Raw genomic sequence first — 19,590 nt, forward strand, 5'->3', positions numbered from 1 at the left:
AGGGGCCCCGGGCCCTTTCCGGCTGCCCGGGCGCACGGCGCCGCGGGCACGCTCCTAACGGCCGATCAGTGCGGCCTTCACCGCGGCGGCGACCCGGCCGCCCTCGGCCAGGCCCTCGACCTTCGGCCGGACCAGCTTCATCACCGCGCCCATGCCCTGCGGCCCGCTCGCCCCGCTCTCGGCCACCGCGGCGGCGACGATCGCGGCCAGCTCCTCGTCACCGAGCTGCCTGGGGAGGTACTCGGCCAGCACCTCGCCCTCGGCGCGCTCGCGCTCGGCCGACTCGGCCCGCCCGGCGTCCTGGAAGGCGGTCGCCGCGTCCCGGCGCTTCTTCGCCTCGCCCTGCACCACCTGGACCACCTCGGCGTCGGTGAGCTCGCGCTTCTCGGTGCCGGCCACCTCCGCGCGGTTGACGGCGGTCAGGGTCAGCCGGAGGGTGGACGAGCGCAGCTCGTCCCGAGCCTTGATGGCGGCCGTCAGGTCGTCCCGCAGCCGCTCCTTGAGGGATGTCATGGGCCAATCCTCACATCCGGGACGGCGCGACGCCCCTGAATATCGCCGTCCGGCTCCCCTGCGCGCCCTCGGGCCCGCCCGGGGCGGGCCCCTTCGGGGCGGTCGAGCAGACGCAGTACGAGCCGGTCGGGGCACCGGTTGTGCGCCGGGTGGACCAGTGGCCCGGCGGACCCCGCGGCGGTCCGGGCCGGCCTGCCCTTCCGGTGGCGGCGCAGGTCGTCCGCCCGGCCCGGGGCACCGCGGCGCACTCCGGCGGGCGCACGGCGGGCCAACCGGCCGACAGTGCGTCAGGCGGGCGGGGGAAGGCCCGGTTCTCCCGAACAGGCCGGGTCTGCGACCATGGACCGATGCGAAAGCTGTACTCCGTCCCGCTCGCTGTCCTCGCCACCGGAGCCGCCGGGCTCGCCTACTCCGCCGGCTACGAGGTCCGCTCGTTCCGCCTGCGCCGCGTGGAGGTCCCGGTACTGCCGCGGGGCGCCAAGCCGCTGCGGGTGCTGCACGTGTCGGACATCCACATGGTGACCGGACAGCAGAAGAAGCAGAACTGGCTGCGGAGCCTGGCCGGGCTGCGGCCCGACCTGGTGGTGAACACCGGCGACAACCTCTCCGACCCGCTCGGCGTACCCAGCACGCTGGACGCGCTCGGCCCGCTGATGGAGTTCCCCGGGGTGTACGTCTTCGGGTCGAACGACTACTACGGCCCGGCCCGCAAGAGCCCCACCCGCTACCTCAAGGCGCTGAGCAGCGGCAACCACGGCCTCAACAACGCCGACGGCACCGGACGGGCCGGCATCACCGGCGCGGTCCACAACCCGTGGGAGAAGCTGCGCGACGGCTTCGACGCGGCCGGCTGGCTGGACCTGACCAACGCCCGCGGCCGGCTCTCGCTGACCGGGCTCGACATCGAGTTCACCGGTGTGGACGACCCGCACATCCGCCGCGACCGCTACGCCGCGGTGGCCGGCGGCCCGTCCGCCGACGCCGACCTGTCGGTGGCCGTGGTCCACGCGCCCTACCTGCGCAGCCTGGACGCCTTCACCGCCGACGGCTACCCGCTGGTGCTGGCCGGCCACACCCACGGCGGCCAGCTCTGCGTCCCCTTCTACGGCGCCCTGGTCACCAACTGCGATCTGGACGCCAAGCGGGTCAAGGGCCTGTCCACCCACCGGGCCGGCGGCAAGCAGTCCTACCTGCACGTCTCCGCAGGCTGCGGCACCAATCGGTACACCCCCGTCCGCTTCGCCTGCCCTCCGGAGGCCACCCTGATGACCCTGACCCCCCGCCTCCGATAACCGGATTTCGTCTCCTGACCTGCATGGGATAGAGTTCTACTCGTTGCGACGGAGACGGAAGCAACAAAGGAAAGACCGGGGTGTGGCGCAGCTTGGTAGCGCGCTTCGTTCGGGACGAAGAGGCCGTGGGTTCAAATCCCGCCACCCCGACCCAGTAGTACAGAGGGCCTATCGGAGAGATCCGGTAGGCCCTCTGACGTTTTGTACGGCAGTCGCCACCGCGGGACGAACGGGCGGCGCTGCGGACGGGGCCGCGATGACGGCTGTTCAGGGCCGCCGGACGGACGCCTTGATGAGCTGCTGTATACCGGGTATACATACTCAGTATGCGCCGATCGGCCGGTAGACAGGCCGGACGCGCACCCGCACAGTCGAACCGTCGCGGTCGCCGCCGCAGCCACACCGAGGAGGGCCGTGGAGTGACAACCACACAGACGCGAACCACCGTGGACCCGGTTCTGCGACTGCGCGGCGTGACCCGCGTGCACGGCCACGACGCGGCCCGGGTGCACGCCCTGCGCGGGGTGGACCTGACGGTGCTGCCGGGCGAGTTCGTCGCGGTGCTGGGCGCCGACGGCGCGGGCAAGTCCACGCTGCTCGGCCTGGCCGGCGGGCTGGACCGGGCCTGCTCGGGCGAGGTGCTCTTCGAGGGCCGGGAGCTGGGCGGGCTGTCCCGCGGCGCGCTGGCCGTGCTGCGGCGCTCCGCGATCGGCTACGTCTACCGGGACCTCGGCCTGCTGCCCGCGCTGACCGCCGCCGAGAACGTCTCCCTGCCGCGCGACCTGGGCGCGCTGACCGACGAGCAGGCCCGCCGCGAGGCGCTGGCCGCGCTGACCGAGCTCGGCGTCGGCCACCTCGCCGACCGGTTCTCCGACCAGCTCTCCGCCGGCCAGCGCCAGCGGGTGGCCGTCGCCCGCGCGCTGGTCGGCGAGCGGCGGCTGATCCTGGCCGACGAGCCCGCCGGCCCCGTCGACCCGGCCACCGGCGAGGCCGTGCTGCGGGTGCTGCGCGGGCGCTGCGACGCCGGGGCCGCCGCCGTGATGGTCACCCGCGAGCCCAGCCGCACCCACGGGGCGGACCTGGCCGACTGGGCGGACCGGGTGATCGTGCTGAGCGACGGGCAGATCGTGGAGGAGCGGGTGCTGCGGGCCAGGGCCCGGGCCGGGCTCGGGGCGTTCGCCGCGGCGGCGCGCCGCTGAGCGGCGCTGAGCGGCGCGCAGGGACGGGGACGGCCCCGCAGACCCTGACGGATCCGCGCGCCGGCTGGAAGACTTGATCGGCCACCGCCGCGTCGATCCGGAGCCCGAGTGTCCATGGATACCGATCAGCCGTCCGCCGTCCGACCTGCCGCCGCAGCACCGCTTGCCGCACTGCCGCCCACCGAGCGGCGCAACCCCGCGAGCCTGGAGCTGGACCGGCTCGACACCCGCGCGATCCTGGAGCTGATCAACGATCAGGACGCCACCGTGCCCGCCGTGGTGCGCGGCGCGCTCCCCGAGCTGACCGAACTGACCGAACTCGCGCTGCGCACCCTGCGCGCGGGCGGCCGGGTGCACTACTTCGGCGCGGGGACGGGCGGGCGGCTCGCGCTCGGCGACGCCGTGGAACTGGGCCCGACCTACGGGGTGGGCACCGAGCAGGTCGTCGGGCACCTGGCGGGCGGCGCCCGGGCCGGGGCGGTGGCCCGGGAGGACGCCGAGGACCACGCGCCGGACCCGGACGAGCCGCACCCGCCGGTCCGCGGCGACCTGGTGATCGGCGTCACCGCCAGTGGCCGCACCCCCTACGTCATCGGCGCGCTGCGCGCGGCCCGCGCCGTGGGCGCGGCGACCGCCCTGCTCTCCTCGGACCCGCACGCGGCGGCCGCCGACTTCGCCGACCTGCACGTGCTGCTGGACACCGGGCCCGAAGTGGTCACCGGCTCGACCCGGATGAAGGCCGGCACCGCCCAGAAGCTGGCGCTGAACGCCTTCTCCACCGCGCTGATGGTGCGCAGCGGGCGGACCTGGTCGAACCTGATGGTGGCCGCCTCGGCGCGCAACGCCAAGCTGCACGCGCGCGCCGTGCGGACCCTGGTGACGGCCTGCCAGGTGACCGAGCAGGAGGCGCGCGACTGCCTGGAGCGGTGTGCCGCCGAGACCGCGACCGCGCTGGTCGTGCTGAGCTGCGGGTGCTCGGTCGAGCAGGCCCGCGCGGCACTGGCCCGCAGCCAGGGTCACCCGTGGGCGGCGGTGCGCGAGCTGACCGGGGCCGCCGGGTGAGCCCGCTCTTCCTCGGCCTGGACGCCGGCGGCAGCTGGACCCGTGCCGTGGTGCTGGACGCCGGGGGCGCCGAGCGCGGGCGGGCGCTGGCCGAGGGGGCCAATCCCACCGGCCAGGGCGACCAGGGCGCGGTGCGGCGGCTGGCCGAGGCGGCCCGCGCGGCGCTGGGCGGGCTCGATCCCGGTGCGGTGGCGGGCTGCGCGGTGGGCCTGGCCGGGTACCGGGCGCTGGCCGACCCGGCCGCCTTCGCCGAGCGCTGCCGCAGCGCGTTCGGGCTCGGCGCCGCGGTGCAGCTCCTCCCGGACGCGGTGACCGCCTTCGCCTCGGGGACGGACGCGGGCACCGGCACCGTCCTGATCGCCGGCACCGGCGCCGCCTGCAGCCGGGTGGCCGATCGTCAGGTGCTGCGGGTCAGCGGAGGGCTGGGCTGGCTGCTCGGTGACGAGGGCAGCGGGTTCTGGCTGGGCCGCGAGGCGCTGCGCCGTGCCCACGCCGAGCCGGACGGGCCGTTGGGCCGGGCCGTGCTGCAGCACTGCGGCGCGCAGCGGCCCGCGGAGCTGCTGCCCTGGGCGTACGCGGGCCCGCCGCGACGCCTGGCCCGGCTGGCGCCCCTGGTCAACGCCGCCGCGGCGGTCGGGGACCGGACCGCGCTGGAGGTGGCCGCGGCCGGCGCCGAGCACCTGGCCGCGCTGGTGCGGGCCACCGCGGCGGCCGGCGATCCACTGGTGCTGGCGGGCTCGGTGGCCGGCTCACCCGGTGCGGTGCGCGACCGGCTGCTCGCCCTGCTCGCCGACCACGGGCCGGTCCACCCGGCCGGGGACCCGGCAGCCGCGGCGGCCCGGCTGGCCGGGGCGCCGCGGCGGGCCGTCGCACGGCCGCTCACCGCGGCGGATCCGGTGCCCGGCAGCGGGGGCTGATCGAGCGACGGCTGATCAGCCGTCGGCCCCGGCCACCGGCGGCGCCAGGTCGGGCGCACGGCCCAGGCTCGGGGCGGCGGCGGCCGGGATGTAGTCCGGGCTGAACTGCTCGCTGACCCAGATCCGGGCGTCGCCCTCGCAGTCGATCAGGTAGTCCCGCCCCACGCTCCAGCGCTGCGCGGGACCGTGCGGCCAGCGCCGGGCCGAGAAGGAGAGCGGCCGGCGCCGCACCGACAGCCGTTCGCGGGCCAGGAAGCGCAGCAGCGGGACGTCGTCCGATGGCAGCAGCCGCTTGGCGTCCCGGGCCGCCAGGTAGACCCGGTCGCTGCTGACCGTCAGTCGCTCCCGGGTGACCAGCCGGGTGAGCCGCAGCAGCAGCGGGGCGGCCGGGTCCTCGAGGCCCAGCGCCTCGCGCACCACCGTCGGGACGGCGGCGGGCGCGAGCACCTCCTCGTGATCGAGCACCGCGGTCAGCCGGCCACCGGCCACCGACTCCAGCAGCGAGGTCGAGCCGTCGGAGCCGAGCAGCATCCGGGTCACTTCCGGGTAGTCCCAGGGACGCAGCGCCAGCGGCTCGTTCACCTCGACCCCGACAGCCACGGTCTGCACCTCGCATCAGCAGCGATCGGAGCAGTGGTAAACCGGCCACGGCGCATCCCCGCGGTCGAACCCCGCGACACCGTCGCCGTGGCGGCGGCCGGGCGCCGGACGGGGCGCCGGCCGGCCGACCCGGCACCCGGCCCCGGCGGGACGGCGCCGGGGCCGGGCGCGACCTCGCCGCCCGGTTTCCTCAAGCCTGTGGTGCGCATCGGCTCCCCCTGCTCCGCTCCAGCCTGACCTTGCTGACCTGGGCACACGCACCCGAGGGATGGTACGCAGCGGCGACCGGGGCCGGGTCGGCTCACGGCCGCGCCATGATCCGCGGCAGCGGCCGCCACCGGGGCACCGATCCTGCGACGAGCAGCCCGCACCCGTCGACTGATGCGCAATCATAAACACCGAGCCATCGATGTACGCAAGTATTAGTTTGACCTGTAGTCGATCAGTTACGGCTGAGAATCCGACCAAAAGTGACATACCTGTACCGGTCGAGTGGTCGAGCCCACCCCTGCGTTACGGCTGGAAATCGGCCGTCCTAGTTTGACCTTGAATGTATTTTTGGATCGCGCTTCGATTCGGGCGCGGACTCTTCCATGTCTCGAAGCTGGAGTTGCCGCATGCACACAGCACAGCCGAGCCGGACCCCGATCGCGATCGTCGGCCTGGGATGCCGTTTCCCTGGTGCCGACGGGGTCAACGCCCTGTGGAACGTCCTCGTCAACAAGGTCGATGCGGTGACTGCGATCCCGGCCGAGCGCTTCGCCGTCGACGACTCCTACGACCCGGCCCCCCGGCTGCCCGGACGGACCGTCTCCCGGCACGGCGGTTTCGTGCGCGATCCGTTCGCTTTCGACGCGGCCTTCTTCGGTATCTCCCCGGTCGAGGCACGCGCGATGGATCCGCAGCAGCGGATCCTGTTGCAGGTGGTCTGGGAGGCGCTGGAGGCGGGCGGTCAGCGTCCGAACTCGCTGGCGGGCCGACAGGTCGGCGTCTTCGTCGGTCAGGCGACCGCCGAGTACAACGACGAGGCCGACCGCGACGAGCCCGACATACGCGACCTGGTGGGCAGCCGGCTGCGGGCCGTCACCGCGGGCCGGATCTCCTACGCGCTGGACGCCCGCGGTCCGAGCATCGTGCTCGACACCGCCTGCTCCTCCTCCCTGGTCGCCGTGCACACCGCACGGCAGAGCCTGCAGCTCGGGGAGTGCGAGCTGGCGATCGCCGCGGGGGTCAACCTGATCCTCTCCCCTTATGACTCCATCGCCTACTCGCAGGGCGGCATGGCCTCGCCCGGCGGGGCCTGCCGGTTCGGCGACGGCGGCGCCGACGGCTACGTGCGCAGCGACGGCGTGGCCGCGGTGGTGCTCAAGCGGCTGCCCGACGCGCTGCGCGACGGCGACCCCGTGCTCGCCCTGCTGCACGGCAGCTCCGTCACCAGCGACGGCGCCGCCAGCGGCCTGCTGCTGCGGCCCTCGGTGGCCGGCCAGGTCGAGATGGTGCGCGAGGCCTGCCGCAGCGCCGGGATCAGCCCGGCGCAGCTGGACTACGTGGAGGCGCACGGCACCGGCACCACGGTCGGCGACGACGTCGAACTGCGGGCGCTGGCCGAGGCGGTGACACCGGGCCGGCCGGCCGGACGACCGCTGCTCACCGGGTCGGTGAAGACCAACCTCGGCCACGCCGAGGCCGCCGCCGGGCTGGCCGGGCTGATCAAGGCGGTGCTGATCGCCCAGCACGGCGTCATCCCCGCCTCGCTGCACCTGGAGCGGCCGCACCGGCTGGTGGCCGGGCCCGACGCGCCGCTGCGGGTGGTGACCGAGGCACGGCCGCTCGAACCGCAGGGCCCCGAGGCGCTGATCGGCGTCAGCTCCTTCGGTCTGTCCGGGACCAACGCCCACGTGGTGATCGGTGCCGTCCCGGCCGACCTCAGATCCGCTCCCGGCGCGGTGGACGGCGGCGCGGCGCAGCCGCAGGACCAGCAGCCGCAGGAGCCGCAGCTGCTGGTGCTCAGCGCCCGCTCGGCGACCGCGCTGCGCCGGCTGGCCGAGCACTGGGCCGACTACCTCTCCCCCGGCGGCGCCGGCACCGCGCACCCGCTGCGCGCCCTGTGCGCCACCGCCGCGCTGCGGCGCGACGCGCACCCGTTCCGCCTCTGGGCCCTCGGCACGAGCCACCAGGAGCTCGCCGCGCGGCTGCGCGCGCTGGCCGCCGGCGAGACGATCGCGGACGGCGGTCTCACCGAGGGCGCGGCCGGGCTGCCCGAGCAGCGGCAGACCGTCTTCGTCTTCCCCGGGCAGGGCTCCCAGTGGACCGGCATGGGCCGTGCGCTGGCCGCCGCCTCCCCCGCCTTCGCGGCCACGCTGGAGCGCTGCGAGCAGCTGATCCACGGCCAGCTCGGCCACGGCGTCCGCGAGCTGATCACCGCCGAGCCGGGCGGCGACTTCCCCACCGGGATGGCCACCGTGCAGCCCGCCCTGTGGGCCACGCAGGTGGCGCTGACCGCCGCGCTGGCCGAGCGCGGCGTCACCCCCGACCTGGTGATCGGCCACAGCATGGGCGAGGTGGCGGCGGCCCGGGCGGCCGGGGCCCTCAGCGAGCAGGACGCGGCGGCCGTGATCTGCCGGCGCAGCTCGCTGATGGACCGCCAGGCCGGGCTCGGCGGCATGCTGGTGGTCGAGCTCTCGGCCGACCGGGCGCGGGCGGCGATCGCCGACTACGGCGACCGGATCTGCGTCGCGGCCGAGAACGCCCCCACCGCCACCGTGCTGGCCGGCGAGGCGGCGGCGCTGGCCGAGCTCGCCCGGACGCTGACCGAGCGTCTGGTGCTCTGCCGCCAGGTGCAGGTGGCGGTGGCCTCGCACTCGCCGCACATGGACCCGCTGCGCCCCGACCTGCTCGCCGCCCTCGACGGCCTGCAGCCCGTGGAGGGCACGGTCCCCCTGGTCTCCACGGTGCGCGGCGAGCGGCTGCTCGGCCCGGAGCTCGACGCCGAGTACTGGATGGCGAACCTGCGCCGGCCGGTCCGGTTCACCAGCACCGTCGCCGAGGTGGCGCGGGCCGCCGAGAGCGTCTTCGTCGAGGTCGGCGCGCACCCGCTGCTGGTCGCCGCCGTCGAGGAGACGCTGGACGCCGAGCAGCTGGCGGGCGGCGTGGTGGCCACGCTGCGCCGCGACCAGGACGGGGTGCTGGACCTGATCAGGACGGTCGGGCGGGTCTTCGTCGCCGGCGGCCGGGTGGACTGGCACTGCTGGTACCCGGACGCGCCGCCGGTGGTCACCTCGCTGCCCGCCTACCCGTGGGACGCGATGCGCCACGTGCGGCCCGCCGGGCGGCGCGGCACGAGCGTGCGGCACCAGCCCCGCTCGCGCTCCTGGGAGGTGGAACTCGCCGACTGGGGAGCCGGTGACTGGGGTACGGGGGTGGCGGTGCGCGGGCTCGCGCCGGTGCCGCCGGCCGTCCACCTGGCCGCGATGCTCCAGGCCGCCCGGGAACTCGACCCGGGCAGCGGGCCGGCCCGCGAGTACGAGCTGCGCGAGGTGGTCCTCGCCGACGCCTACCTGCCGATCGAGGAGGCCGACCGGATCGGGCTGCTGGTCACCCTCACCGACCCCGTCGACGGCGGGGCCCGCACCGCGACGGTGGCGGCCCGGCTGCCGGGCGCCGCCGAACCGCTGCACTGCGCCTCGGCCGAGCTGCACCCGGTGGACGACGACGCGCGGCTGACCGCGCTGCGCGTGGTGGACCAGGCCCTGGGCCGCTGCCACGACTACCACGGCGCGCAGGGCTTCCTCGAGCTGGCGGCCCGCCAGGGCGTGGAGATCGGCGAGCCGTTCCGCGCGGTCGAGCAGCTCTGGCGCCGCAAGGGCGAGGCGGTGGCCCGGCTGCGACTGCCCAAGGCGCCCGAGCCCGGCTCCTGGGAGACCGGGCTGCAGCCGCTGCTGGCGGCCTGGACGGGCCGGGCACCGGGCGAGGAGGGCCGCGGGTTCCTGATGACCGCCATGGCCTCGGCGCGGTTCCTCGCCCCGCTGCCGTACGAGTTCTGGAGCCTGGCGACCGTCACCGCCTGGGACGGGCTCGGCAACGCCACCCGGGCGGACGTCCTGCTGGTCGACCCGGACGGGCACCCGCTGGCCCGGTTCACCGGGATCCGGCTGCGGCCGCTGCCCGGGAACGCGCCGGCGCCGGCCGGGCTGCCCGGGGTCCTGGGGCGGCTCGCCGAGCACTCGGCGGCGCCGCTCGCCACGCTGCTCAAGGTCGGGGCAGCGCCACTGCTGACCGGGCTGACCGGGTTGGCGGGCCTCGGCACCCGCCGCGGGCCGGCCATCGCGGGCGGGCGCGCCGGGCGGGGCGTGCGCAGGGCCGCCGGCCGCACGCTCAAGGCGGCGGGGCCGGGCGCACCCGCACCCTGGGCACCGGCCGCCGTGCCGTCCGCACCGGCACCGGCCGCCGCCGTCCCGCCCGCGCTGCCCGCGCCCGCTGCCGCCGGGCCGGTCGGTGACCCCCTGCTGGCGGGCTCCGCGTCGATGCTCGGCCTCACCCCGGGCGCCCTCGACCAGCGGCGTCCGCTGCGCGAGCAGGGCCTGGACTCGCTGGCCGCCACCCGGCTCAGCCAGCAGCTGCGCCGGGAGCACGGCATCGAGCTGACCGCGGGCCGGCTGCTCGGCAACGAGAGCCTGGCCGACCTGCGCCGGTCGCTGACCGACCCGGCGGCCACCGGCGGCTGATCCGGCCGACGCCCGCCCGGTGCGGTGTTTCTGACGGAGCATCCGCTGCCGGGCGGGCGGGGGCGCGCAGGACATGACGTAGTGACCCGGCGCACGCCGCCCGACCGGGCCGAGATCCTTCGGAAGCCTGCGGCCAATAGTTAGACCGTGGTATAAAAATCGTGACCGTACCAACCACCTGACCCGTCACCTGCACGAACCTCCCGTGGTTGACCCGACACCGTCGCCCACTGCCCAGTCCGCCCGCACCCGCGGCGGGGGGTCGAGATGTACGTCGAGATGGAGACACGCCATGGACCCGCGTCCGCCAACCGCAGCGCCCGCCATCGGCCGACGTGAGCGCAACAAGCAGAGGGTCAGGGAGCGCCTGTACGCCGCGGCCGTCGAGCTCTTCGTCGACAAGGGCTACGACCACACCTCGATCGACGAGATCGCCGAGCGCGCCGACGTCGCACGCGGCACCTTCTTCAACTACTTCCAGCGCAAGGAAGACCTGATCAGCGCCTGGACCGAGCGGCGCCGCTGGGACCTGGTGACGGTGCTGGCCGAGGCGCAGACCCAGGGCTCCAGCCCGATCGAGCAGTTGACCCGCTGCGTGACCGCGCTCGGCCAGCTCAACCAGGAGGAGCACGACCTGACGGTCGCCATGCTGACCGCCTGGGTCAAGGCCGGGCGGCCGATACTGGAGGAGCCGTACGTCGCGGACATCTTCGCCCAGATCGTCAAGTCCGGCATCGCCCAGGGCGAGCTGAGCCCGGACCTGGTGCCCGCACAGGTCGGCAACGTGCTGCGGGACGTCTACCTGGGCGCGCTCTACCGCTGGGTGAGCGAGCCGGAGACCACCCACACCAGCGCGCTGACCGAGGAGTTGCTCGCCATCCTGCGGCTGCTGCTCAGCGGCCTCGGTGCCCCCGCGCACGCCCAGGCGATCAAGTCCGCCCAGCTGCAGGCGCCGCAGGCCCAGCTGTCCAAGGCGGCGCCGATCCGCCGGGCCGCGGCACAGTCCGTCGCCAGCGCCTGACGGGCAGTCAGTACAATTGTTTGGATCGTGACCTGGCGCCGCCTCAGGCGGCGATCAGGTCCGCGAGTTGACCGCGCGAGGCGATGCCCAGCTTCGGGTACGCCTTGTAGAGGTGGTGCCCCACGGTCCTGGGGCTGAGGAAGAGCTGGGCGGCGATCTCCCGGTTCGACAGCCCCTTGGCCGCCAGTCGGGCGATCTGCTCCTCCTGCGGCGTCAGTCCGGCCAGCGGCCCCGAGAGCGCGGCCACCGGGGCGGTGTCGCCGGCCGCGCCCAGCTCGCTGCGGGCGCGCTCGGCCCAGGGCAGCGCGCCGAGCCGCTCGAAGATCTCCAGGGCGGCCCGCAGCCGGGCCCGGGCCTCGGTCTTGCGCCGGTCGCGGCGCAGCCACTCCCCGAACAGCAGGCTGGTGCGGGCCAGTTCGAACGGCCGCCCGGTCCCCTCGTGCAGCTCCAGCGCCGCCAGGTAGCCCGACTCGGCCAGCTCGGCCGGCCCGAGCAGCGCCTGGCAGCGCAGCACCAGCGCCCGGCTCCAGTCGGGCGAGCCGCTCCGGGCCGACCAGGCCTCGAACCGCTCGAAGGCGGCCTCGGCCCGCTCCGGCCGGCCCAGCCGCACCGCCGCCTCCACCAGGTCGGGCACGGTGCGGATCGCCGAGACGTGGTGCCGGTGGGCGCCCGCGGTGTGCGGCTCCAGGCGCTCCACCACCTCGGCCACCCGCCCCTGGCCCAAGTCGTGGACGGCCAGCGCCCACTGGCTCCAGGAGGTGCCGGCCGCCGGGCCGCCCCAGGTGCTCACCTGGTCCGCGAGCGCCTCGGCGACCCGCTGCCCGACCAGCTCGTCCGCGCCGCGCAGCGCCGCCAGATAGGCGTCCAGCGCGCACAGTTGGCTGACCCACTGGGGCTGCGCGGTGTCCCGGGCCAGCGCCAGGCCCTCGGCCACGGCGAGTTCGGCGTCCCGGTGCCGGCCGTGGAAGAGCTCGGCCTCGGCCCGGAAGAAGAGCAGCGTGGGCAGCAGGCCCATCGCCCCGACGGTGCGCGCCTCGTCGATCAGTTCGACGGCCAGCGCCAGGGTCTGCGCGTCCGCTCCGGGCACCAGCGCGGCCCCGCAGAGCTGCACCAGATCGCGCGGACTGTCCGCGCCGGCCGCCCTGGCCCGGGTGGCGGCCTCGGCCAACGTGACGCCGGGCGGCGCCTGGTGGCCGAAGACCGGCCCGACGGCCGAGCGCAGGTAGCCGACCAGCGGGGCGGTGGCGTCCTCGGCCGGCAGGTCGAGCGCCGCCATCAGCTCCAGCACCTCGACGACCTGCCGCTCGCCCAGGTACCAGGCGATGTGGAAGTCCTGGAGCAGCGCCCGGGCGGCCAGCGGCGCGGGGATCTTCCGGTCGGCGGCGCGCAGCAGCAGCCGGTGCGCCTCCTGGTAGCCGCCGCGCCAGAACTCCGTGGTGGCCCGCACCCAGTCGAGCACCGCCAGGGTCAGCGCGTCCTCGGCCAGTTCGGCCCCGCGCAGCGCCAGTGAGCGGGCCCGCTCGGCCTCGGCCGCGTCCAGCGCCGACTCGGCGCCCATCAGCAGACAGCGGACGACCGTCTCGCGGTCGTCGGCGAGCCCGGCGGCCCGCTCGTAGGCGGCGGCCGCACCGGCGTGCCCGCCGCGGGCCGCCGCCCGCCGGGCGGCGCCCTCCAGCGCCTCGGCCAGCTCGGCGTCCGGCCCGGTGGCGGCCTGCGCGAGGTGCCAGGTGCCCCGGTCCAGTTCGCCGTCGGCCTGCAGCACCGCGCCCAGCGCCCGATGGCCGCTCAGCTTCTGGTCCAGTGGCGCGCCGTCCAGGATCGCGGCCCGCAGCAGCGGATGGCGCAGCGCGTAACGGCCGTCCTGGGTGCGGCTCAGCAGCCCGGACCGCTCGGCGGGCAGCAGGTCCGCCGGCCCGGCCCCGAGCATCTCGGCGGCCCGCAGCACGGTGGCCAGCTCGCCGCTCTCCTCGGCGGCGGCCACCAGCAGCAGGGTCCGGCTCGGCGCGGGCAGCCGGGCCACCTGGCCGTGGAAGGCCTGCCGCAGCCGGCTGGTGAGCGCCAGCTCGCCGGCCCCCGGGGAGGGCGCGGCGGCCAGCGCGAGGGGCAGCTCGGTGAGCGCGAGCGGGTTGCCCTGCGCCTCGGCCAGCACCCGGTAGCGCAGGCCCACGCCGGCCGCCTCGTCGGCGCGGGCCGCCAGCAGCTTGGCGGCGGCCGAGGGCTCCAGCGGGGCCAGGCGCAGCTCGGGCAGCCCGGGGGCGGGGAAGCTCCCCTCCCCGTCCCTGGCCGCGAAGAGCAGCGCCACGCCCTCGCTGCCCAGCCGCCGGGCCGCCAGCAGCAGCGCGTCGGCGGAGGAGTGGTCCAGCCACTGCGCGTCGTCGACCAGGCAGAGCAGCGGTTGCTGCTGGGCGAGTTCGGCCAGCAGCCCGAGCGTGGCCAGGCCGCTGAGCAGCCGGTCGGTGGGTCCCGTCCCCTCGGCCAGCCCGAAGGCCGCCTCCAGCGCCCGGCGCTGCGGCGCGGGCAGCCCCGGCAGCAGCGGCAGCGCCGGTCCCAGCAGCAGGTGCAGCCCGGCGAACGGCAGGTCCGCCTCGCTCTCCACCCCGGTGGCCCGCAGCACCCCGAACCCGGCCGACGCCCGCTCGGCGGCGTACTCCAGCAGAGCGCTCTTGCCGATCCCCGGCTCGCCGCGCAGCACCAGCACCCCGCTGCGGCCCTCCCGTGCCCCCGTCAGCAACTCCTCGACGGCGGCCTGCTCCCCTGACCTTCCGTACAGCATGGGTCGAACCCTACCTATGCGTGACCGATTCCACCGCCCCGGATCCGGCCTACCTTTTTGACCAGCGGGAAACGCCGCGAAGCACGGAGAATCCGAAGAGGAGCAGGAACATGACGAACATTCAGGACCTCGCCGCCCAGTACCTCGCCACCTGGAACGAGACCGACGCCGAGGCCCGCCGCAAGCTGATCGACACCTACTGGGCCGCCGACGCGACCTACACCGACCCGCTGGTCGAGGCGGCGGGCCGGGACGCGATCGACGCCACCATCGGCGCCGTGCAGGCCCAGTTCCCCGGCCTGGTCTTCACCCTGGGGGCGAACGGGGTGGACGCCCACCACCGGATCGGCCGCTTCACCTGGGACCTCGGTCCGGCCGGCGCCGAGGCGCTGGTGGTCGGCTTCGACGTCCTGGTCGCCACCGAGGACGGCCTGATCGCCTCGGTGCTCGGCTTCCTGGACAAGGTCCCCGCGGCCTAGGGCGACCGCCACCCGGTGCCCCACCTGCTCCGTCGGCGCTCGGCGGCCGGGATCGCCCACCGGCCGCCGCGGAAGGCGGCCCCTGGTTCCGGGACCGCCGGGACCCGTGCCAGAGTGAGGCGAATGAGTAGCGAGAAGAACGATGTGCCGGCCTGGGAGCAGCGTTTCCGGGCGGCACGGGTGTCCCTTCCGGACTGGGCGGACGACGCCCCGGAGCGTTCGCTGTACGTCTCGAACGCCTCCGGCACCTTCGAGGTCTACGCCTGGGACCGGGCCGCCGGTACCCACCGGCAGGTCACCGACCGGCCGAGCGGTACCACCGACGCCTGCCTGACGCCCGACGGCGAGTGGGTCTGGTGGTTCGACGACACCGACGGCGACGAGTACGGCGTCTGGCGCCGCCAGCCCTTCACCGGCGGCCCCGACGAGCCGGCCGTGCCGGGCCTGGCCCCCTCCTACGAGGCGGGGCTGGCGCTGGGCCGGGACGGCACCGTGGTGGTCGGCCGCTCCACCGACGAGGACGGCACCACCCTGTACCTGCGGCGCCCCGGTGCGGTCGAGCCGGTGGAGATCTACCGGCACGCCGAGTACGGCGGGGTCGGCGACCTGTCCCACGACTCGGCGCTGCTGGCCGTCGACCACACCGAGCACGGCGACGCGATGCACAGCGCGATCCGGGTGCTGCGCTGCGCCGACGGCGCGACCGTCGCCGAGCTGGACGACGTGACCGGCCGCCCCGAGCCCAGCGGGCTGAGCTGCCTGGGCTTCGCCCCGGCCCCCGGCGACAACCGGCTGCTCGTCGCCCACCAGCGCCGGGGCCGCTGGGAGCCGATCCTCTGGGATCCGCTGACCGGCATGGAGACCGACCTGCCGCTGCGCACCGAGGACGGCCGCGAGCTGCCCGGCGACGTCTCGGCCCAGTGGTTCCCGGACGCCACCGGCCTGCTGATCGAGCACGAGTTCGAGGCCCGGAGCGAGCTGTTCGGCTACGAGCTCGCCACCGGCGCGCTGACCCGGCTGGAGACCCCGCGCGGCACGGTGGCCGGCGCCACCGCCCGCCCCGACGGCACCGTGGAGTTCCTCTGGTCCTCCGCGGCCGAGCCCTCGGTGGTCCGCTCCACGGCGGGCTCCGTGGTGCTGCGGGCGCCCGGCTCGGTGCCGCCGCGCTCGGTGCCGGTCGAGGACGTCTGGGTCGAGGGGCCGGGCGGGCGGGTGCACGCGCTGGTCCAGCGGCCCGCCGGGCCCGGCCCGTACCCGACCGTCTTCGAGGTCCACGGCGGCCCGACCCACCACGACAGCGACTCCTTCGCCGCGGGGCCGGCCGCCTGGCTGGACCACGGCTTCGCGGTGGTGCGGGTCAACTACCGCGGCTCCACCGGCTACGGCCAGGCCTGGACGGACGCGCTGCGCGAGCGGGTGGGCCTGATCGAGCTGGAGGACATCGCCGCGGTGCGCGCCTGGGCGGTGGCCGAGGGCCTGGCCGACCCCGAGCGCCTGGTGCTCTCCGGTGGCTCCTGGGGCGGCTACCTCACCCTGCTGGGCCTGGGCACCCAGCCGGAGAACTGGTCGCTGGGCCTGGCCGCCGTCCCGGTCGCGGACTACCTGACCGCGTACCAGGACGAGATGGAGGCGCTCAAGTCGCTGGACCGCACGCTCTTCGGCGGCACGCCCGAGGAGGTCCCCGAGCGCTGGCTGGCCTCCTCGCCGCTGACCTACGTCGATCAGGTGCGGGCGCCGGTCTACCTCAGCGCGGGACTCAACGACCCGCGCTGCCCGATCCGCCAGATCGAGAACTACGTGGCCCGGCTGGAGCAGTTGGGCCTGCCGCACGAGGTGTACCGGTACGAGGCCGGGCACGGCTCGCTGGTGGTCGACGAGCGGATCAAGCAGCTGCGCCTGGAGATCGACTTCGCCCTGCGGCACCTGGGGGTGTAGCCGGGGGCGTCGGGGCGCTCAGTCCAGGACCGGTTCGAGGCCCAGCGCCCGGTCCTGGACCGCCTCCGCCTGGCGGCGGGCCAGCCGGAACCACATGAAGCCGACGAAGCCCGCGAAGACGAACCACTGCAGCGTGTAGCCCAGATTCTGGAAGGCCCGCGCGTCCAGCCCGCCACCGCCGGAGACCTGGGCGGTGGGCACCGCGGTCAGCCCGCTGGGGACGTCGTCGGCGGCCACCCAGCCGTCGTACACCGGGTACGGCAGCAGGTTGACCAGGGTGGCCGGGCTGATCATGCCCAGCTGGCCGGCCGGCAGGCCGCCGTCGACCGCGCCGCTGGTGTCGGCGCTCTCGGAGGCCTGCAGGCGCCCGGTGACGGTCACCTCGCCGCTGGGTGGTGCCGGCACCGCGGCGCCGGCACCGGGCGAGCCGGGCAGCCAGCCGCGCACCACCGGGACCGCGCGGCCGGTGGCGGTGCGCAGCGGGGTGAGCACGTAGTAGCCCTGACGGTTGTCGACCGTGCGGTTGGGCACCAGCAGCTGGTGGGCGCTGTCGTACTGCCCGGAGGCGCTCACCGGGTGGCCGAGCGTGCCGGTGCCGACCTGGGCGTCCGGCCCGGACAGCACCGAGTCCAGCGGGCTGGCCGCCGGCTGCGGGGCGGCCGGGCGGGCGCTGGTGGAGGCGGTGTGCTGGCTGGAGACCCGGCCCTCGAACCGGCTCAGCTGCCAGGAGCCCAGCCAGAGACAGACCGCGATGGCGGCGACCGCGAGCACGGTGCTGCCGAGCCAGCGCGGAGTCAGGAGGAATCGGTACACACCCTCACCGTAGCCACCGATTCCACGGCCCCGAGCACGGCCCCCCGCCGAGCGCGCCTGCGGGCGCGCCGCCGGGGGTCGGCGGTGCTCCGACGACCCCCGGCGGCCCTGCTGCCCGCCCTGCTACTGGCCCTGCTGCGGGGCGGCGCGGTACAGGGTGCCGCCGCCGCAGACGTTCGGGATCGTGGCGCTGCCCGCGTCCGGCGCGACGCCGAGCGGGCGGTGGGTGACCGTGACGGTGCCCGGCTGGGCCGCCGTACCGGGCGCGCCGGGCGTGCCGGACGGTGCCGGTGACGGGGTCGGCGACGCCGTCCCGGTGGCCGGGCCGTCCGCGGCCAGGCCCGCCGGGGCCGCACCCGCACCGCCGCCCGGCGAGGGTGTGCTGCCGCCGGATGCGGGCGGCCGGCCGGCCGTGTCGTTCGCCGCCGAGCCGGCGGCCGCACCCGCCGCCCCGCTGGGCCCGCCGCCCGGTCCGCCGCTCGGACTGCTGACGGGGCTCGCCGCCGGGGCGGCTGCGCTGGCGCTGGGCGTCGGCGTCGCGCCGGCACCCGCGCCACCGCTGCCGCTGCCGCCGGCCGGGCAGAGCGCGTCCGGGACGAAGGCGAACGGCAGCCGGTAGCCGGCCCCGGCGCCCAGCAGCAGCTGGCCCGGCGCGCTCGCCGGATCCGGCAGTCCGCCGGCCGGGTCGCCCGCCGTGTGCGCGAGGACCCGCACCGAGCCGGCCGTGCTCCCACCGCCGAGCGTCGCGGTGAGCGTGCCCGGGTCGGTCAGCAGGCAGGGACGGCCGGAGACGTTGGCCACCGTGAACGCCCCGTACACCCAGCCCGCGCCGTCGGCCGCGCCCACCGTCGCCTGGCCGGCGCCCAGGTCGGCCCGCAGGCAGGCCGGCGCGCCGGTGGCCGTGCCCGCCGCCTGGCCGGCCGTCACGGAGATCGCGGTCGCACTGGCCGAGACGCCCCCGGACGTGTCCGCTGCGCCGGCGGACGGGCTAGGGGTGGGGCTCGGGCTGCTGCTCGGGCCGGTGCTGCTGGAGTCGGGCACCGGCAGCGGGACCACCGGGCGGACACCGCCGGGGTGCCCGGCGGCACTGGGGCTGCGCGAATCGACGCTGCTGGGGGCGGTGCTGGGGGCGGCGCCCGAGCCGTCGGACAGTTGCAGGCCGCCCAGCCGTCCCAGGGTGGGCACCGCGGCGGCCGAGACCAGCGCGATCAGTAGCGCTCCGGTCCACGCCTGCCGGTGGCGGGCCCGGCGGGCCGGGATGGCGCGCCGGATCCGGGGCAGCGCCTCGGCGTCGGGCTGCAGGTCCGCCACCGCGCGGTGCAGCAGCACGCGCAGCGCCTGCTCCTCGCCGTGGGTCGGCGCGCGCCCGGCGGGTTCCTCGGAGCCCGGCCGCCCCGCCCGCGGCGGGGCGGCGGGCCCAGGCCGGCGGTCGAACTGATCGTCAGTCATGACTGCTCTCCATCAGGACCCGCAGCGCCGCCAGCCCGCGCGAGCCGTACGCCTTGACCGCGCCCACCGAGACCCCGAGCAGCTCGGCCACCTGTGCCTCCGTCATGTCGGCGTAGTAGCGCAGGACCAGGACCTCGCGCTGACGCCGCTGCAGACCCTGCAGCGCCGCCTTCAGTTGGTCGCGTTCGAGAGCATCGTAGGCGCCCTCTTCTGCACTGGCCATGTCAGGCATGGGCTTGGGCAGCAGCCGCAGCCCCAGCAGCCGGCGCCGCAGGGTGCTGCGGGACAGGTTGACCACGGTCTGCCGCAGGTAGGCGAGGATCTTCTCCGGCTCACGGACCCGGCGCCGGGCGGCGTGCACCCGGATGAACGCCTCCTGGACCACGTCCTCGCAGCTCGACTGGTCGTCGAGGAGCAGCGCGGCCAGCCGCAGCAGCGCACGGTAGTGCTCCTGGTACGTGGTCGTGAGCAGGTCGACGCTGGCGCCGGCCGTGTCGGTGGCGGCCGTGGTCACCTCCGCCTCAGCCGGCTGCCGCACGGCACCTGGCTGCGCCGGGGCCTGCCGGGCCCGCGGCGCTCCGGGCGCTCTGAACGGCACCCCCGGTACCTGCCGCACCCGTCCCTTCGGCACCGCCGTCACCACTGCCAGGTCTGTCACGACCGTTGGACACTCGATCCCCCCTCAGGGTTGCCCCGTCCGGTGGACATTCTTCCGCAAAGACCGGGGCCCCCTCCACAGGAAGGGGGCCCCGGTCCGAAGCGGTGTCAGGAACGGTCGCGCACCGGCGCGGTACGGACCCGGTCGGTGCGGTA

Annotated in this window: 14 protein-coding genes and 1 tRNA gene; 9 read left to right on the plus strand and 6 right to left on the minus strand. The window is 76.0% G+C overall.

The window, feature by feature from the left end; genetic code table 11:
- Positions 1 to 54: 54 nt before the first annotated feature.
- Entirely contained in the window at positions 55 to 513 is a 459-nt protein-coding gene (locus OG500_RS18070; protein WP_329581513.1) for a GatB/YqeY domain-containing protein, read from the minus strand.
- A gap of 347 nt (positions 514 to 860) precedes the next feature.
- Here OG500_RS18070 and OG500_RS18075 point away from each other — a divergent pair, with 347 nt between their 5' ends.
- The 5 genes from OG500_RS18075 (at position 861) to OG500_RS18095 (ending at position 4,983) form a co-directional block, all read left to right on the plus strand.
- The gene (locus OG500_RS18075; RefSeq protein WP_327067709.1) at positions 861 to 1,805 is read left to right on the plus strand and encodes a metallophosphoesterase; all 945 of its coding nucleotides are present in this window, start codon (positions 861 to 863) and stop codon (positions 1,803 to 1,805) included.
- 76 nt (positions 1,806 to 1,881) lie between these two features.
- Positions 1,882 to 1,955 (plus strand) — tRNA-Pro (locus OG500_RS18080).
- Between the two features lie 269 nt (positions 1,956 to 2,224).
- On the plus strand, positions 2,225 to 3,004 hold the full coding sequence (locus tag OG500_RS18085; protein WP_329581517.1) for an ABC transporter ATP-binding protein: 780 nt from the start codon (positions 2,225 to 2,227) through the stop codon (positions 3,002 to 3,004).
- Positions 3,005 to 3,118: 114 nt separating this feature from the next.
- The gene (locus OG500_RS18090) at positions 3,119 to 4,066 is read left to right on the plus strand and encodes an N-acetylmuramic acid 6-phosphate etherase (protein WP_329581520.1); all 948 of its coding nucleotides are present in this window, start codon (positions 3,119 to 3,121) and stop codon (positions 4,064 to 4,066) included.
- The gene (locus OG500_RS18095; RefSeq protein ID WP_327067712.1) at positions 4,063 to 4,983 is read left to right on the plus strand and encodes an N-acetylglucosamine kinase; all 921 of its coding nucleotides are present in this window, start codon (positions 4,063 to 4,065) and stop codon (positions 4,981 to 4,983) included. The genes OG500_RS18090 and OG500_RS18095 overlap by 4 nt, the downstream gene beginning before the upstream one ends.
- 15 nt (positions 4,984 to 4,998) lie before the next feature.
- On the opposite strand, the gene OG500_RS18100 is transcribed toward OG500_RS18095, so the two are convergent.
- Positions 4,999 to 5,583 (minus strand): hypothetical protein, encoded by a 585-nt coding sequence (locus OG500_RS18100; protein WP_329581523.1) that lies wholly within the window; start codon positions 5,581 to 5,583, stop codon positions 4,999 to 5,001.
- Positions 5,584 to 6,200: 617 nt separating this feature from the next.
- Between OG500_RS18100 and OG500_RS18105 the strand changes: the two genes are divergently transcribed.
- A complete protein-coding gene (locus tag OG500_RS18105; RefSeq protein WP_329581526.1) occupies positions 6,201 to 10,307 on the plus strand; it encodes a type I polyketide synthase in 4,107 nt (1,368 codons plus the stop codon).
- A gap of 292 nt (positions 10,308 to 10,599) precedes the next feature.
- Positions 10,600 to 11,328 carry a TetR/AcrR family transcriptional regulator gene (locus tag OG500_RS18110; protein WP_327067715.1) on the plus strand — a complete coding sequence of 243 codons (729 nt, stop codon included), beginning with the start codon at positions 10,600 to 10,602 and terminating at the stop codon, positions 11,326 to 11,328.
- A gap of 43 nt (positions 11,329 to 11,371) precedes the next feature.
- On the opposite strand, the gene OG500_RS18115 is transcribed toward OG500_RS18110, so the two are convergent.
- Entirely contained in the window at positions 11,372 to 14,101 is a 2,730-nt protein-coding gene (locus OG500_RS18115; protein ID WP_327067716.1) for a helix-turn-helix transcriptional regulator, read from the minus strand.
- 110 nt (positions 14,102 to 14,211) lie between these two features.
- Here OG500_RS18115 and OG500_RS18120 point away from each other — a divergent pair, with 110 nt between their 5' ends.
- Positions 14,212 to 14,580, plus strand: coding sequence for a nuclear transport factor 2 family protein (locus OG500_RS18120; protein WP_327067717.1), 369 nt, complete (start codon positions 14,212 to 14,214; stop codon positions 14,578 to 14,580).
- A 123-nt stretch (positions 14,581 to 14,703) separates the two neighbouring features.
- Positions 14,704 to 16,515: a S9 family peptidase gene (locus OG500_RS18125; protein WP_329581530.1), complete on the plus strand. Its 1,812-nt coding sequence runs from the start codon at positions 14,704 to 14,706 to the stop codon at positions 16,513 to 16,515.
- 18 nt (positions 16,516 to 16,533) lie between these two features.
- Here the strand turns inward: OG500_RS18125 and OG500_RS18130 are convergent, their stop codons facing one another.
- The 3 genes from OG500_RS18130 to OG500_RS18140 form a co-directional block, all read right to left on the minus strand.
- Positions 16,534 to 17,328 (minus strand): SURF1 family protein, encoded by a 795-nt coding sequence (locus OG500_RS18130; RefSeq protein ID WP_327067719.1) that lies wholly within the window; start codon positions 17,326 to 17,328, stop codon positions 16,534 to 16,536.
- 123 nt (positions 17,329 to 17,451) lie between these two features.
- Positions 17,452 to 18,777: a hypothetical protein gene (locus tag OG500_RS18135; RefSeq protein WP_329581533.1), complete on the minus strand. Its 1,326-nt coding sequence runs from the start codon at positions 18,775 to 18,777 to the stop codon at positions 17,452 to 17,454.
- Positions 18,770 to 19,375 carry a SigE family RNA polymerase sigma factor gene (locus OG500_RS18140; protein WP_442789345.1) on the minus strand — a complete coding sequence of 202 codons (606 nt, stop codon included), beginning with the start codon at positions 19,373 to 19,375 and terminating at the stop codon, positions 18,770 to 18,772. Before OG500_RS18140 ends, OG500_RS18135 begins: the two co-directional genes overlap by 8 nt.
- Between the last annotated feature and the right edge of the window lie 215 nt (positions 19,376 to 19,590).

The organism is Kitasatospora sp. NBC_01250, from assembly GCF_036226465.1.
Classification (GTDB): domain Bacteria; phylum Actinomycetota; class Actinomycetes; order Streptomycetales; family Streptomycetaceae; genus Kitasatospora.